Genomic DNA, 17,632 nt, shown 5'->3' on the forward strand with positions numbered 1-17,632 from the left:
CCGCTAAATGCCTTGATTATTCACATTTTTAAAGGTTAAATTTATATTTATTTTAAGCGATTTAGTAATAAAATAGAGAAAATTTTTACACATAAAATGATGGAGGTCATATTATGAAAAAAGAAAAGGTATTTAGCAGGGCGTTATCTGCTATGTTGATTTTGTTTGGAGTTAGCGTTGGCGCGTTTGCAGACGATGATGCGGCGTATGATACCTATGATGATACTCATAATATCAAAATACACAAAGTTTCTGTGCGACAAGGTGAAATTCCAAATGATGGTCAAATTCCTTCTGATGCAAAAGGAACGCATTTAGGAGAGATTATATTTGGCGGAAGAGGCACAAATGTCCCAGCTCATGATGGTTCTAGTAATGAAAATGGAAAAAAACAAATAATTGATTTTTCTGATCTTAACTACCAAAACTATAACGATGATAAAGCTAGACAAGCGAGTTTGCAACTTAGATTTGGTGGAGCTGGCACCTTTGTATATGGTGATGTAGTATCGGCTGGTAACCCAATCATAAAATCCATGTCAAATCCAACAATCGGTCGTGCTACTGGTAATGGTTATAGAGGTGGCTATATTACCGATGGTGGCATAGATGGTTTTAATAGTTCAAAAGACAGCATTAAGCTACCAAAAGGTGTAACTAAAAACGATATTGTTTTTGCTCGTGTATATTGGTATGGCCATCTATACAACAATCACTATGATGGCGAACTTGATGATAGATACAGTAATGGACAATGGCCAAAAGTCCTAAATATAAAATCAGTAGCTGGCTACCAAGATATCAAGCTAAAAATAGCTGATGGCAAAACTTATGATATCAAAAGAGATACTTGCCAAGGAAGACTTGGTTACAACTCATCTAGGGGTAGGGTATCTGAATATAATGGTGGTCAAGCAAATCAAAGATATTCTATGATATATACTTGTTCTGCTGACATAACTAACCTTGTAAGAGATAGTTTTAGAGATTATGCAGATGAAATCGAATTTGCCGTAGGCAATATAAATGCACAAGACAAAATTTATCATAGCGATCAAGATCCTTATGGAAACCAAACTTGGGATGTAAGTGGCGGTTTCGCTCCTAGTAATAATAAGTCTCCTGATGCGATTGGCAATGAGATTATAAACAGCCAGCGTCTTCCTTATGGTGGTTGGTATGTAGTTTTGGTTTATGACAAAACTATAAGATCACAAAAAAAGCTTATGGATAATTACTCTAAGATTGGCATGGCTGATGAAAAGAAAGCAAAAGAATATATTGATAAATTTTACAAACCTAAAAGTGTTACTTTGTATGATGGATATTTGGAAGCGCAAGGCGATAGTATTTTTTATACAATAGACGGCTTTTATACACCAAAAAATGGAGAAGTCCAAGGCAAGTTAATATTAGCGTCATTTGGTGCTAACGGGGTCGGAACTCTTTCTAGGACTGATACAGGTGGTCCTGCATTGACTGGCGATGATACTTCTGCTCTGTATGTAGCAAAAACCAAAGGCAAATTGACCTATGGCAAAGATAGTCCATATAGGACAAGCAATGAGTATAATGCAAAAGATAGAGTTGCATTTAACGGTTCAAAAACAAAGTTAGTATTGAATGATGGTGGAAAATATATAACACAAGGTAGCAATAAATATCATCAAGGTTTTGACTTAGATGAATTTGACATTTCAAGTTATGCTATGAAAGATGAACAGGATAAACCTGTATTGGGTAATGGACAAAATACCCTAGAAGCAGCGATAGTCACGCGAAATGACGGATCGTATAACCGTGCTTTGGTGCCGTTTTTCGGTATTTCTATTGATTTGTATACCCCAAAACTATGTTATAACCAGAAATTTTACGACACAGCTGGTTGGTTGAAATTTTATAGCAAAGAAACTGGCGAAAAAATAACTACTGTCGGTAATGTCGATACGCCAGACGCGGTAGCCGTAGGCGAGACGCTGTATTATAGGACAGAGATTCGAAACCAAGAAGGCAACCAAGGCGAAGGTGAGGCTATCGAGGGTGCAGTAGTAGAGCTAGCCACAGGTGCGTCTAATACATACAATCCAAATTCTGCTGGTATTAACAATACCGACCTAGATAGCAATCGGCTAAGAAATGTGAAATTTAGCTATCTCGTAGATGATAAGCCTGGTGCATATACTACCAATAAAGCAAGATCTGCTGAGGCAGCGGAAGGCTATGATTCGAATTACGCTGGCAAGACTATATTTACGACGAATAATAACAATATGAAATTCCGTGTCGGTAGCGATGCTGGTGGCGAAATGGGTGATGTCGAATACGCTGGTGGTCGTATAGGTGTAGGTCAATCAGCATATATGGAGTTTAACGCTACTGTCGGAAATACATATGTATATACACCTATGAGATATACGCTTTCATACTCAATGAATCGTGATGGTAAAAACATAGTAGGACCTAAGACTGTGCTAGAAAGATGTGATAGCAACGAAACGGAACAGAGTGTTAAGATTAGGTTTTTAAATGGTCTTAAAGTGGTAAATCAAAATTTCAAAGATTTAAAAGACCGAGATAAAAACAGCGAACAAGACGATAGATTATATACCCAAGTAGCAGAGTTGCCATTTGATGTAAATATGGTTTTTCAGCCAGATATCAATGATATATTCCAATGTGCGATAAAAGTAACAGAAAGCGGAAAATGCCCTAACTGGGATTTGGAGTTATCAAGCGATGGACAAACAACTCAAAATCGTGGATTGTGCGCGAGATTCCCAAAAATTTTTAAAATCGAATCTGACGGCACTTGCCAGCCAATAAAAGATAAAAAGCTAAGTGATGGCACGATAGGCATAGACTACGATGAGGCTAATGGCAATTTGCAAGTATTTGAGTTGCCTGGCAAGGTCTATATGTCAGCTATCAGAGCGGTAGATAGGGGAAGGTGTAGAGATATAACACGAGAGTTTAAACTGCCATTTAAAGTAGGTAATGGCAAGAGCATGGTGGATTATCATACCGAGTTTGAAACAAAACAAACCAAGGAAAATAAAGTCTTAGGTATCAAGGATGTAGAGATACTAGACGCATTTCAGGGCGTGACATTTATGCTTAGCTACTATCCTAATGGTCTAGGTAGCGAGCAACAAACAATAGGCGTAGATGAAAATACGACTTTATCTATGGATACGCTGACTTTATATGAGTATGACGCAGACGGCAAAGCTACGGCGATTTCTAACCCAACTGATTACTATGTAAGATATCAAATCGAAAGATTATATGAATACTATATAAATAAAGATAGAAATTTGCCTGAGAAAGTAGCAGAGCTTTTGGGTAATCGCAACCAATATAACATGAACGATGCTGAGAGCGACAAGCGCCCACTAGAAGTGGCATGGCTAAATGAGACAAAGACCGCGACTGGATATACAGATGAGAGAGAGGCTTTCGAAAAGGAAAAAGAAGCTATCCTCGATGAGATCAATAGAGCTAAATCGTATTTCGGTGTAGAAATGTCGCAAGATGGATCTTTCCATGTCTGCGATAGTGATAGCTTCGTAGTCAGACCTGCGTATTTCGAAGTAGATATGGAAGCTACCGATAAATATGCTAAATTAGTCGATCCTGCCGCCAAAGGCGATATTACCGAGAAATTGGATGAAGCACATACTGATGAGTTGCGCACTGGTGGTGACTATGCAAGCAATAAAGATGTGCTAAGCAAGGTATTTTATGCAAAGAGCTTTAAAGAGCATGCTGTGCCAAACTATACAAATCGAATAGGCGGAAATTTGAGCCAACAAAGATTTAGTATAAGAAATAGCTATTACTCTACGCGAGCATTAGAAGCTAGTGCTTCTGAGGCGAATGCGACAGCGGCGTCATATAGGGAAACACTGACTTATCTAAAACCATTTATCTCAAATGATTGTCGCAATAGCATATCAGACCAATCATTTTTCATAGAAAGTAAGCTAGAAGAGCAAACTTATCTAAGAAGAACAAGCAAATATCAATGCGCTAATAAGAGCGTAGGATATACTGGGTTTGCTATCGATAATGGCAGATATCAGCTAAATAATTATGCTGAGCTAAATAAAGATAAAAATGCTACATTTGGTAAAGTAAGCAAAACAGAGCAATGCTTGGTAGATGATAAAGAATTTAGCACTAATTATAGGAGAGTTTGGGATAAAGACGCAATAACACTGTGGGCAGATTTTAGAGCGAAGGATATCCATGTCAATGGTGAAGGTGTGGCTAATATAGAGTCTTTTACTTCTCGTGATATTAGACTAGAAGCCTTGAAAGAGCCAGAAGCGAAGACTAGAAAACCAGCTGCATTATTTACTGAAATTTTATATAAAGATAAAAATTCAGCAAGCAGACAGGGCGAAATTTTCAATTATTACAATGTCGGTGATGTCATGGTAAGTGTATATGACAACTCATGGACAGATGCTTGGGGTGATCAGACATTTGATAAGAGAGAAAATCCAAGTGCTAGTGCCGATGATAATACTACTGGCGGTGATAAAGCCGATAGTAAAAAAAATAAAGATTACTGGGGCACCAAATGTATCATCAACTCTACTGCAAATAAGCACGATGAAAGAGGTAGAATCGGTTGCGATATCGGTATAAAACAAAAAACCAATAAAAAAGAAAATAACGCGCTAGGTTTAGTGCTACGCTATCAACCAGATAGGATAAATATGGCTATCGTGGGCTTAGAGAACGGACACTATGAACCTGTTTGGAATCACGGTGGTGGTAGCTATGATGCGAATGCGTCTGCGCTTTCTTCTACTCACTCAAACGGTGTAATTGATACTAACGGTACTCGTTTTGCATACTTCAACTCTGTCGAGATTGAGAATGATTCTAATACAATAAAGGATTTAAATGCCAGTGGATATAAAGAAGATGAGACGATAAACGAAGCTGTGACTAAACAGCTGAGCGAACTAGCTAAGTTGCGCATAAATGCTACTGCGTATTTGGATAATGCTGTCTATAAAGATGTGGTAGCTACGCTATATGATGGCAGGATGTATAAGGCTGATGCTAATGCCACTGATGCAGCTTTGCAACCACTTTGTGGCTTCGCTAGCGATATGGATGTGGTCGTAGGGTTTAATTATGATTGTGCCAAGGACAATAGCGATGGTCGTTGTCTAAAAGTTGATGCTAATGTCACTAAAAACAATGCAACATATAAACAAGATAAGAATTTATTGTCTTACACTACCATACCTAAGGGCACGGAGTATTTTGCCGCCAAAAACGAAGGTGAAGAAGATAAATTTGATGAACAAATATGTCAAGCTAGTGCGAATTATGACAGCAGATGTTATAGTTATAATGATAAAAATATAGATGATTCATCTGAAATTAAAGGTCAGAAAACACCATTTTCTTTGAAACATGCCATTAGTTTTTATACAGATGGCTCATTGAATAGTGGTTTGGTTCATAAGGCGCATAAGTTAGATGGAAAGAATATTTTAGATCCAAAATTTCCTGAGTTTATTCTGATGTCTAGTGCGTTTAAAAACGGCGAAACGCCTACTGCTACTATCTATTTTAACTTCGATAGGATGCAAAAACATGCGCATTTGCCTGCTCTTATCTACCCTACGGATTTTAGTCTAAATAGTCTGACATTTAGCAAGGGAGACGGAGAGATTACACCAGCGAAATTTGATAATAGCTATAAAGTCATGTATTATAAAATTGACGACATTAAAAAAGCTAAGGCAGCAATGAGTTCTGGTGTATCTACATCTTTGACGAATTTTAAAGATTATGCGGGTGTGGGTGGCGTAAATATGCCAGCTGGCACTGGTACTTATGCGTATTTCATATATGGTAAGTCATACGATCAAGACGATGGGTCAAAAGAGTATCAATGCGTAGTCGGGCAAGTTTGTGACATAAAGATATTAGAAGCTTTGTATTGTGGTAAAGATATCGAGCATTGCGCGACTATGCTCTCACCTAGTGCGGATTTTAACTATCTGAACCCTAAGAACAACATATTTAACTCCTTGAAAAAAGAAGGTCATGTGGAAGGTAAGTTCCAGGGATTTATCACAAATAAAATTTCTGCACTTGATAGCGATAAAGCTGCTGATGTGTTTGTGTCTAGATACGATACTGCTATAAATAAACAAGTAAAAATAACTCCTAGTGGCAGAAATGACGGAAAGAGCTTTAAAGATGGCGAACAAATCATAAAAGTAAGTTATGGTGAAGTACATAGCGATGTTATAGAGATACTAACCAACCCTTGGCTTATCTATACGAATAGCACAAATCAAGGCAATTACATCTCGACAGAGAGTGCGCCTACTTCTAGCGAGTATGCTTCGAAATATAGCGGTATACATCAATACTATAACCCTATTAAGGTCAGATTTACTCTCCCTAGTGCTTGGGTAGGCGAAGGTGGAGTCAAAGGTAGTTACAAAGATGTAGGTAGCGTCGCTGGCGGTAGCGGTAAAGACACTGATCTCGACGAAGATAAAATGAAAATCGATATGGGTAGAAGATACCGCAACAACCGCATTAACTGGTAATTTTCACGCCAGCTAAAATTTAAAGCCTAGCCTTGGTGCTAGGCTTTTTTAAATTTAATCAAATTTAAAAAAATAGTAAAATTTAAATTAGGAAGACATTTGAAAAATATACGAAATTTCAGCATTATTGCCCATATAGACCACGGCAAAAGCACCCTTGCAGACAGACTAATCAGCGAGTGTAAGGCGGTCGAAGATCGCCAAATGAGCTCGCAAATCATGGATACTATGGATATCGAAAAAGAGCGCGGTATCACTATCAAGGCCCAATCCGTGCGTCTAGAATACGAGCTTGGTGGCGAAAAATATGTCCTAAATCTCATCGACACCCCAGGCCATGTGGATTTTAGCTACGAAGTGAGCAGAAGTCTGGCTAGCTGCGAGGGCGCGATACTCGTCGTCGATGCCAGCCAGGGCGTGCAGGCTCAAACTATCGCAAATGTCTATATCGCACTCGAACACAACCTAGAAATTATCCCTGTGCTAAACAAAATCGACCTTCCATCAGCAGATCCTGCGCGCGTCAAGGACGAGATCGAGCATATAATCGGACTTGATTGCTCCCAGGCAATCGAAGTAAGCGCAAAAACAGGGCAGGGCATAAAAGAGCTATTAGAGGCGATTATCACGAAAATCCCAGCCCCTAAAACCGATGAAAACAAGCCATTGAAAGCACTTATTTATGATAGCTGGTTTGATAACTATCTTGGCGCACTCGCCCTTGTGCGCATTTATGACGGAGTGGTCAAAAAAGGCGATGAGGTCTATGTCATGGGCACTGGCGGTCGCCACGAGGTGCTAGGGCTCATGTATCCAAACCCTCTTGCGCCGATTAAAACAAACGCCGTGCGAAGTGGTGAGGTCGGTATCGTAGTAATGGGGCTAAAAAATGTCAGCGATGTGCAAGTCGGCGATACGATTACGCTCTATCGTAATCAAGCTTCCCAGCCAATCGGTGGCTTTGAAAAGGCAAAGCCTTTTGTGTTTGCTGGAATTTACCCCGTCGAAACCGATAAATTCGAAGAGCTACGCGACGCGCTAGATAAGCTCAGCCTAAATGATAGCTCACTTAGCTACGAGCCTGAGACCTCGCTTGCGCTTGGATTTGGCTTTCGCGTGGGGTTTTTGGGCTTGCTTCACATGGAGGTTGTCAAAGAGCGTTTGGAGCGCGAGTTTAACCTCGATCTAATCGCTACTGCGCCGACTGTTACTTATGAGGTCTATCTCACAGACGGCTCTATCAAGCGAATCCACAGCCCTAGCGAACTGCCTGAGCCAAACTATATAGATCATATCGAAGAGCCTTATGTGCGCGCTACAATCATTACGCCGAGTGAATTTTTGGGAAATTTAATCACGCTTTTAAATTCTCGCCGTGGCGTGCAGACCAAAATGGACTATATCACGCCAGAGCGTGTTTTGCTCGAATACGATGTGCCGACAAATGAGATTATTATGGATTTTTACGACAAGCTCAAATCCTGCACAAAAGGCTATGCTAGTTTTGATTATGAGCCTAGCGATTATAGGCGCGGAAATTTGGTCAAACTCGATATTCGCGTCGCTGGCGAGGCTGTCGATGCGCTCTCTATAATCGTGCCGGTAGAAAAGGCGCAGTCTAAGGGCAGGGATCTGGTAAAGGCGATGAAGGAAATCGTCCCGCGTCAGCTTTTTGAAGTGGCGATTCAGGCTAGTATTGGCAACAAAATCATCGCCCGCGAAAATGTCCGCGCTATGGGCAAAAATGTAACCGCCAAGTGCTACGGTGGCGATATCACGCGCAAGCGCAAACTGCTCGAAAAGCAAAAAGAGGGCAAGAAGCGCATGAAAGCTATCGGCAAGGTGAATTTGCCTAGTGAGGCGTTTTTAAGTGTTTTGAAGATTGATTAAAATTTGGCTCTTTGGGGAATACTGCCTCGGATTTCTCGTGTGATTTTTGCCGCAGGAATTTTGCGAGGGTAAAATTTGTTTAATTTGTCATTGCGAGCTTTCGTAGAAAGCGAAGCAATCCAGTAAAATTTAGAGTGAGTTTTTTAAAATTCCATAAAATATAAATTCCGATAAATTTTTCTGCGAATTAAAATTTGTTTGAATTTCTCTGGATTGCAACGCTACGCTCGCAATGACAGCAAATTTAGCGGTAAGAATTTTAAATTCGTAGATTGCCACGCCCTGCAAGCACGGCTCGCAATGACAAATTAAAAGTCAATGAAATTCCCATGGATTGGCATGTTAGCTGCGTTTGCTTGCAAATGACAAATCAGGGAAATTTATAAGCCCAAATTCGGGCTTATAAAGTAGAATTTAGCTTAAAAATTGCTAAGGAAATCGTCTAGCAGAAGGTATTTTTTATCAATACTGCCTTTGTAAAATTTCTCGAAAGTATCGGTATATGCGTGTTGAAAAAACTCTGCCTTTGTTAGCTCGATAATTGCGTTATTTACGAAATTTACAAGCTCTGCGTTGCCTTTTTGCGCGCCCACACAGATATAATCTATCTCGCCTACGCTTTTGACGCCAGTTTCTAAGCTAGGATTATTCATCACAACTGCGGCGGCTGTGATATTTGTGTGCATGTAGCCATCGACTTCGTTTGATAGCATTTTTTCCGCGCACTCTACGCCATGTTCGCAGTAAGAAACATCAAAACTATATTTTTGTGCATTTGTTTTGAGCCAATCATCGCTTGTGGTACCCTTTTGGACTATGATTTTTTTGCCCTTTAAATCAGATAGTTTTGTAACTCCGTCAGCTTTTCTGGTGACTACGACTTGCACATCTGCTAGGTATGGCACTGAAAAATCCACTTCCTTAGCGCGCGCTGGTGTGGCAGAAAAGTTGCCGACCACTAGGTCTAAATCGCCGTTTTTAAGCATAGGAAGTCTGTCTTTTGCCTCGATGACTACTAAGTCGATTGAGCCGTCGCTTCCTACTAGCTTTGTGCCGATTTCTTTGGCCAAAGATACCTCAAATCCCTCACTTCCTCCATTTACTTGCGAGCTAAATGGAGGCAGGTTTTCTCTGACGCCTATTTTGACCTTTTTGCTTGATTGAATTTCTTGCAAAGAGGCACCAAATGCACATGCACAGCCAAGTGATAAAAGTAAAAACTTTTTCATTATATACTCCTATAAATGAAATTTTAGTTTTTTTTAAAAAGATATTAGGAGTAATTTTACCGTGAAATTTTAAAATAAAATTTAAATTTCACGGCAAATGTGGGTAAATTTAAAGAATTTCTAGTATAAATTTTAACCAAAAAGGCTATTTACGCTCTCGTCGTGATATACGCGACGGATAACCTCGCCAAATAGCGATGTTACCGAGATGACTTTGATTTTATCGCACTCTTGGCGCAACGGAATTGTATCTGTGACGATTAGCTCATCTAGCGCGCCCTCATTTAGCCTCTCATAAGCTGGTCCGCTTAAAACTGCGTGTGTGCAAAACGCCATAACGCTAGTAGCACCCCTTTCTTTAAACGCAGCGGCGGCTTTGACGATAGTGCCGGCTGTATCGATCATATCGTCGATTAAAATCACATCTTTGCCATTTACATCGCCGATGATATTCATAACTTCGCTTTTGTTGGCTTCTTCGCGTCTTTTATCTACAATAACCATATCCAAATTTAACTTTTTAGCAAAGGATCTTGCGCGCGCCACACCGCCGACATCTGGGCTAGCGATGATAGGGTTTTTTAAATTTTTGTTTTTGAAATAGTCCAAAAACGCCAAAGAGCCATATAAATTATCTACCGGAATATCGAAAAATCCCTGAATTTGTCCAGCGTGCAGATCCATCGTAACTACGCGGTCAATGCCTGCTGTTTGCATCATGTTTGCGACGAGTTTGGCGCTGATTGGCACTCTTGGGGCTGCCTTGCGGTCCTGTCTAGCGTATCCGAAATACGGCACCACGGCTGTGATTGATCTAGCGCTTGATCTTTTTAGCGCGTCGCTTAGGATTAAAAGCTCCATTAAATTTGAGTTAGCCGGAGCGCAGGTCGGTTGTATGACGAAAACATCCTTGCCGCGCACACTTTCGCCGATTTGCACGCTAATCTCGCCGTCGCTAAATGTCTTGATAGAACACTCGCTAAGTGGCAGGGATAGGTATTTTGAGATTTTTTTTGCGAAGTCAGGATTGGCGCTTCCTGATACGATTTTATAGCCACGCATATTTTGCCTTTGTGATAAGATGAACTCTAATTTTACACCAAAGCTGATAAATTTAAGCTAATTTTCTACGATTTTACTCGGTTCGCCGAAAAGATTTGCAAGCTCGGTTTTTAAAATTTCTTCCTTGCTCACAGCTTCGCTTGCAAGCTTGGCAAGCTCGTTTTTAGTTTTTTGCATATCAGGCTTGGCTACTTCGGTGCTGATTTCGTAATTGCTCAAATTTGTCTGATTTAGCAAATTTGGCTTGGGTAAATCCTTTGGCGGGGTTGCCAAATTTGGCTTTGGCTCCGCCTCGCGAAGTGGGGCATTTTGGGTGATTGAAATTTTAGCATTTTCGCCAAAAGTCATTTTCAAAACGCTATTTATCGCCCTTGACGCGGCGCGCAAATACTCTTTGTCCTCGTTTTTGGCGCGCGAAATCAGATACAAAGTGGAGTTTTCAAATTTGACAAATTCAATGCAATTATCAAATTTCTCGCCCAACTCGTAGCTTCTATCGTATAAATTTGAGAGAAATTTATCATACGCCGAATTCGCATTTAGCGTATCTGCGCCTGTTTTTTGCGCTACTTTTTGCTCTAAATCGTTTAAATTTTGGCTAGTGCTGTTTTGCGCAGGGGCTGGATTTTGCGCTGGATTTTGCGCCAAATTTGGCGCATTTCGCGGTGCGCTGAAATTTGCATTTGCCTGCGCGCTTTTCGGCGTAGCAAAATTTGGCGCAGAGCCCAAATTCGTCCCGCTTGCACCGCTATCACCAATGGATTTTGAAATTTCGATTAACTCGTCGATTTCTTGCAAATTCACAGCTTCCATCATCAAAAATATCATCATCAAAAGCGAGTAAGTATTATCCGAACTCACACCTAGCATGCTTTTTGCGCCGGCTAAAATTCGGAAAAATCGCTCATAAATTAGCATGCTAAATTTGGTGTCATTTCGCAAAAATTTCTCTTTTAAATTCGCAATCATCTCGTCGATTATGGTCTCGGCGTTGTAGTTTTCGATCTCTTTGACGATTTCGATAGCGCCCACGCGGTCTTGGCGCAAAACGATTTCTAAAATTTCATTGATTTTGGCGGGATCTAGGAGCCCCAGCATATCGGCTACTGCGGTTTGCGTGACATTTTCTTCGCTATAAATTATGGCTTGATCTAAAAGCGTGAGAGTATCCCTGAGCGAGCCAGAACCGCTTCTAGCTAGGATTTTGAGCGCGCCGTTTTCGTAAGAAATACCCTCGTTTTGCAAAATCGCTTCAAGGTGCGAAATAATCGCTAGTTGGGCGATTGGTTTGAAGCGGAAGTGTTGCGTGCGCGAAAGCACGGTCGCTGGTAGTTTGAGCGGGTCTGTGGTGGCTAGGATAAATTTCACATACGCAGGCGGTTCTTCAAGCGTCTTTAAAAGGGCGTTTGAAGCCTCTTTGGTAAGCATATGAACCTCGTCAATGATAAAAATTTTAAATCTCGCACTAGCCGGGGAGTATTTGGTCTGCTCGATTAGCTCCCTGATATCGTCGATTTTGCGGTGGCTTGCAGCGTCCATTTCGATGATATCGATATGGCGACCCTCGTTTGCCATGATGCAGTTATCGCAACTCTCGCAAGGCTTCGAAGTGGGGCCGTGATCGCAAAGCAGGGCTTTGGCGAAAATACGCGCGGTCGAGGTCTTGCCAGAGCCTCTAAGTCCGCTAAAAAGATACGCATGTCCTAGTCTTGCGCCATCGAGTGCGTGTGCTAGGGAGCTTGCGATTGCGTTTTGTCCGATTAGGGCGTCGAAGTTTTTGGGTCTGTATTTTAGTGCGAGTGCTTGCAAAATTTCTCCTTGATTTAAAACCTTTAATGATACAAAAAAAACTATAAATTTAAAATTTATCGCTATATTACGCCAAATTTTTCAAAAAAGGATCAAAATGAAATCAATTTTTGTCGCAATCTTTGCACTTTTAATCGCGGGGTGTTCGAGCAATACGCCTGTTTTGGGGCTTAGTCCATATATTTCTGGTGTTGCGCCACAAGCAAAAACCAAAAGCGCTGGCGAGCTAAATATCAAAGACTCTCGCCAAAATACCCTAATCATCGGCACTATCAACGATAATAGCGGAAATTTAATCGACGAGGTTTTGCTTAAAACAGATTTGAGTTCGTGGTTCGAAAACGCCCTTAAAACCGAGCTTAGCGCGCGTGGCGTAGCCATAGGCGCAGGCGGGGCTAGCATAAGTGTGGATATCAAAACCTTAAATGCCGCAATCGAGGGGTATTCTAAACAAAATATGAGCGCAAAAGCCGAAGTTTTCATCACTATCGTAAATGGCACTAGGACAATTACAAAACGCGTCGCCCAAGATCAAAGCGAGTTTGCAGCCCTTCGCAATGCCCGCACAATGGAGCCTTTCGTCGAAAGTATGCTAAGAGATATCATCAAAAAATCAGCCGATCAAATCGTCTCTTCGCTATAAATTTTAAATGCGTTGCATTAATTGTGGCGCATTTTCCCTGCGCCTTTTTTGCGCCTCTTGTGCGCACACCCTCTCGCAAAACCGCCTAAACGCGCGTGTGGTGGAGGATTTCGTAGTATTTTATTATTACGGATACTCGGAGGTTAAAAATTTAATCCTCTCAAAGCACCATTTGCACGGAAGCGCGGTTTTATCGCGCTTGGCTAAATTTAGCCTGGCGAAATTTCCAAATGAATTTAAGGCTTTTTTAGATGAGAATTTGCCAAATTTGACGCGCGAAATCCCAAATTTCAAATTTCAAGCTGTCCCGCTAGATGATGATATCAGTTCGGGTTTTTCGCATACTGCCGTGCTTGCTCGCGCGCTAAAATCGCGCGAAATAACGCCAACTTATGGCGTGATTAAAGCCCAAAACAAGGTCAAATATGCAGGTCAGTCCTTGGAATTTCGCCTAAAACACAGGCGCGATTATAAAATTACAAAAGAGCCAAAATTTCCCGTGATTTTAGTCGATGATATCGTTACAACCGGGCTTAGTATGTTGGAGGCTAGGGAGGTTTTAAAAAAGGCTGGATTTAGAGTGGTTTTTGGTATAGTTTTGGCAAATGCACAAATTTAAGCAAATTTACGCGAATTTTAGGTTACTCAAAAGGTTTTTTTGCTAAAATCAAAAGTTTAAATTTGCAATAAGGAAAGATATGCAAGAAAGTATTTTTGACACACAAGAAATCATAGACATAGATGTTGAAGAATCAATAAAAACAAGCTATTTAGACTATTCGATGAGCGTTATCATAGGTCGCGCCTTGCCTGATGCCAGAGACGGCTTGAAGCCTGTGCATAGGCGAATTTTATACGCTATGAACGACCTTGGAGTTAGCTCTCGCCAACCATATAAAAAATCAGCGCGTATTGTGGGTGATGTCATCGGTAAATATCACCCGCACGGCGATATAGCGGTGTATGATGCGCTAGTGCGTATGGCACAAAGCTTTTCTATGAGAATTCCAACTGTCGATGGTCAGGGAAACTTCGGCTCGATTGACGGAGATGGCGCGGCTGCTATGCGTTATACAGAGGCTAGAATGACGCCACTAGCCGAGGAACTTTTAAAAGATTTAGACAAAGAGACGGTCGATTTCATACCAAACTACGATGAGAGCCTAAGTGAGCCTGATGTGCTTCCTGCGCGCGTGCCAAATTTGCTTTTAAACGGATCAAGCGGTATCGCTGTGGGTATGGCGACAAATATCCCGCCACACAGCCTTGATGAGCTTGTAGATGGGCTTTTGCTTTTAATCGACAATAAAAACGCTAGCCTTGAAGAGGTCATGCAATACATCAAAGGTCCAGATTTCCCAACTGGCGGACTTATTTTTGGTAAAAAAGGCATTATTGATGCTTATCGCACTGGGCGTGGCAGGGTCAAACTCAGAGCCAAAACGCATATCGAAAAAAAGGCCAACAAAGATGTCATCGTCATCGACGAGCTTCCATATCAGACAAACAAAGCCCGCCTTATCGAGCAAATCGCGGATTTGGTCAAAGATAAACAAATCGATGGTATTAGCGAAGTGCGCGATGAGAGCGATTTCGAGGGAATTCGCGTCGTAATCGAGCTCAAACGCGACGCTATGAGCGATATCGTGCTAAATAACCTTTTCAAACAAACCACTATGGAGGGCACTTTTGGCGTAATTATGCTCGCAATAGACGGCAAAGAGCCAAAGGTATTCTCGCTAATCGAGCTACTTAAACTTTTCTTAAATCACAGAAAAACCGTTGTTATTAGACGCACGATTTTTGAGCTTCAAAAGGCACGCGCTAGGGCGCACATTTTAGAAGGCCTTAAAATCGCGCTTGATAATATTGACGAAGTGATCGAAATCATTAGAAATTCAGCCGACACTGCGATAGCCAGGGAAAATTTAATGGCTAAATTCGGCCTAAGCGAACTTCAATCAAACGCGATTTTGGATATGAGGCTAAGCAAGCTAACTGGCTTAGAGCGCGAAAAAATCGAAAACGAGCTAAAAGAGCTTTTGGTCGAAATTTCACGCCTTGAAAATATCCTAAAATCTGAAAATTTAATCGAGCAAATTATCAAAGATGAGCTCTTAGAAATCAAAGATAAATTTAAATGCCCGCGCATTACAGAAATCGTCGATGACTACGATGATATCGATATCGAGGACCTCATACCAAACGAAAATATGGTCGTAACTATCACGCATAGAGGCTATATCAAACGCGTGCCAAGCAAGACTTACGAGAAGCAAAAAAGAGGTGGCAAAGGTAGAGTGGCAGTAACCACATACGACGATGATTTCATCGAAAATTTCTTCACTAGCAACACCCACGATACGCTTATGTTTGTGACTGATCGCGGACAGCTTTACTGGCTCAAAGTCTATAAAATCCCAGAAGGCTCACGCACAGCCAAAGGCAAGGCGATTGTAAATTTAATCAAACTCGTAGGCGATGAAAAAATCATGGCGATAATCCCGACTACCGATTTTTCAGATAGCAAATCGTTAGTATTTTTCACCAAAAATGGTATCGTAAAACGCACAAATTTAAGCGCGTTTTCAAATATCCGCTCACTTGGCGTAAGGGCTATCAGCCTAGACGATGATGACGCGCTAGTAACTGCGCTAATCGTGCCAAATGAGGCAGGCGAGAGCGCGCCGATTGAGAGCGATGATGAAAATGGACAAAATTTAGAAATTTCGCAAGAAATCGAAGAAGTTGAGAGCGAAATTTTAGATGAAAACAGTAGCGAAATCAACGAAAATATGATTTTCATCGCTACTAAAAAGGGTATGTGCGTTAAATTTAAACTCGGCAAGGTCCGCCAAATGGGACGCGTAGCCAGAGGCGTGAGAGGGCTTAAATTTAAAGAAGCTGGCGATGAGGTAATCGGTGCGACATTTATTTTAAATGATAATTTAGAAATTTTAAGCGTGAGCCAAAAAGGTATTGGCAAACGCACCACAGCTAGCGAATATCGCCTCACAAACCGCGGTGGCAAGGGCGTAATCTGCATGAAGCTCACAAACCGCACCGGCGATTTGGTAGGCGTAGTAATGGTTGATGAGGAAATGGATCTCATGGCACTAACCACAAGTGGCAAGATGATTCGCACAGATATCCAAAGCATACGCAAAGCCGGACGCAACACAAGTGGCGTCATCGTGGTAAATGTCGAGGGCGATGATGTGGTAAGCATTGCCACTTGCCCGAAAGCAGAAAGCGATGATGAGGGCGAAGTGGGCGAAGAAAATGGTGGCGAGAGCCTAAATTTAGAAAATAGCGAAAATCAAATCATACAAGGAGAGGGTGATGAATAGATATAACATCGCAATCGTTGGCGCAACAGGCGCTGTTGGCGAAGAGATACTTAGAGTTTTGTCTGAGTTAAATTTCCCAGTAGCAGATATTTTGCCACTAGCTAGCGCACGCTCGGCTGGCGAGGTCGTAGAATTTGAGGGCAAAGAGTATGTGGTAAAAGAGCTTACCGATACTACTTTTGAAGAAAACGAGATTGATATCGCGTTTTTTAGCGCAGGTGGCAGTATTTCGGCGCATTTCGCACCGCTTGCAGCAGCTAGTGGCGCAGTGGTAATCGATAATACAAGCCATTTTAGAATGCAAGATGATGTCCCTCTTGTGGTGCCTGAGTGCAATCCTGGCGATATCGAGCTATGGGAGCAAACAGGAATCATCGCCAATCCAAACTGCTCAACTATCCAAATGGTGCAAATCCTAAAACCACTAAACGACGCATTTGATATCGAGCGCGTAGATGTGAGCACATATCAAGCCACAAGTGGCGCAGGTAAAGAGGGTATGAGCGAGCTAGTCGAACAACTCCAAGCGTTTTTTGCCTTTAAGCTTGATGAGTGTGAGCCAAAGGTTTTCGCTCACCAAATCGCAATGAATGTAATCCCTCATATCGATGTTTTCAACGAAAATGGCTTTACCAAAGAAGAGCTAAAAATGGTCAATGAAACGCAAAAAATCCTGCACAAAAACTTCCCAGTAGCCGCCACTTGCGTGCGTGTGCCTGTCATGAGAAGCCACAGCGAGGCGATTACGATTAAATTTAAACAAGATTTCACCCTTGAAAAGGTGCGCGAAATTTTAGCAAACGCAAAAAGCGTCGTGCTTTGCGATGATCCAAGCGAGAAAAAATACCCTATGCCAATCGTGGCGACCGATACGAACGAGACTTTCGTAGGTAGGATTCGCCGCGATATTTATGATGATAAAATCTTGCACCTTTGGTGCAGTGCCGATCAAATCCGCGTCGGAGCGGCTACAAATGCCGTTAGAATCGCACTTGATTGGATTGAACTTCAAGAAAACAAATAAATTTATGGGCGCAAATTCGTTGCGCCCATTTTAAA

General features: G+C 41.5%; 9 protein-coding genes. 6 read left to right on the plus strand and 3 right to left on the minus strand.

Going from position 1 to position 17,632, the window contains the following annotated elements:
* Positions 1-113 precede the first annotated feature (113 nt).
* Together OFO01_RS08060 and lepA are read left to right on the plus strand one after the other, a co-directional pair.
* Positions 114-6,590: a hypothetical protein gene (locus OFO01_RS08060; RefSeq protein ID WP_270859654.1), complete on the plus strand. Its 6,477-nt coding sequence runs from the start codon at positions 114-116 to the stop codon at positions 6,588-6,590.
* A gap of 99 nt (positions 6,591-6,689) precedes the next feature.
* Positions 6,690-8,480 (plus strand): translation elongation factor 4, encoded by a 1,791-nt coding sequence (gene lepA, locus OFO01_RS08065; protein ID WP_270859653.1) that lies wholly within the window; start codon positions 6,690-6,692, stop codon positions 8,478-8,480.
* 419 nt (positions 8,481-8,899) lie between these two features.
* Here lepA and OFO01_RS08070 read toward each other — a convergent pair whose 3' ends face one another.
* From OFO01_RS08070 to OFO01_RS08080, 3 genes are all read right to left on the minus strand, one after another.
* Entirely contained in the window at positions 8,900-9,709 is an 810-nt protein-coding gene (locus tag OFO01_RS08070) for a transporter substrate-binding domain-containing protein (RefSeq protein WP_270859652.1), read from the minus strand.
* Positions 9,710-9,841: 132 nt separating this feature from the next.
* On the minus strand, positions 9,842-10,771 hold the full coding sequence (locus tag OFO01_RS08075) for a ribose-phosphate pyrophosphokinase (protein ID WP_270859651.1): 930 nt from the start codon (positions 10,769-10,771) through the stop codon (positions 9,842-9,844).
* Positions 10,772-10,828: 57 nt separating this feature from the next.
* Complete coding sequence (locus OFO01_RS08080) at positions 10,829-12,583, minus strand: DNA polymerase III subunit gamma/tau (RefSeq protein ID WP_270859709.1); 1,755 nt, start codon at positions 12,581-12,583, stop codon at positions 10,829-10,831.
* Positions 12,584-12,677: 94 nt separating this feature from the next.
* Between OFO01_RS08080 and OFO01_RS08085 the strand changes: the two genes are divergently transcribed.
* The 4 genes from OFO01_RS08085 to OFO01_RS08100 all read left to right on the plus strand — a co-directional run bounded on the left by OFO01_RS08085 (position 12,678) and on the right by OFO01_RS08100 (position 17,597).
* Positions 12,678-13,223, plus strand: coding sequence for a YajG family lipoprotein (locus OFO01_RS08085; protein WP_270859650.1), 546 nt, complete (start codon positions 12,678-12,680; stop codon positions 13,221-13,223).
* 7 nt (positions 13,224-13,230) lie between these two features.
* Complete coding sequence (locus tag OFO01_RS08090; RefSeq protein WP_333720421.1) at positions 13,231-13,842, plus strand: ComF family protein; 612 nt, start codon at positions 13,231-13,233, stop codon at positions 13,840-13,842.
* A gap of 79 nt (positions 13,843-13,921) precedes the next feature.
* Positions 13,922-16,573 (plus strand): DNA gyrase subunit A, encoded by a 2,652-nt coding sequence (gene gyrA, locus OFO01_RS08095; protein ID WP_270859648.1) that lies wholly within the window; start codon positions 13,922-13,924, stop codon positions 16,571-16,573.
* Entirely contained in the window at positions 16,566-17,597 is a 1,032-nt protein-coding gene (locus OFO01_RS08100) for an aspartate-semialdehyde dehydrogenase (protein WP_270859647.1), read from the plus strand. Before gyrA ends, OFO01_RS08100 begins: the two co-directional genes overlap by 8 nt.
* The last annotated feature ends 35 nt before the right edge of the window (positions 17,598-17,632 follow it).

The sequence above is a fragment of the Campylobacter sp. JMF_01 NE2 genome (assembly GCF_027737365.1).
GTDB lineage: Bacteria > Campylobacterota > Campylobacteria > Campylobacterales > Campylobacteraceae > Campylobacter_B.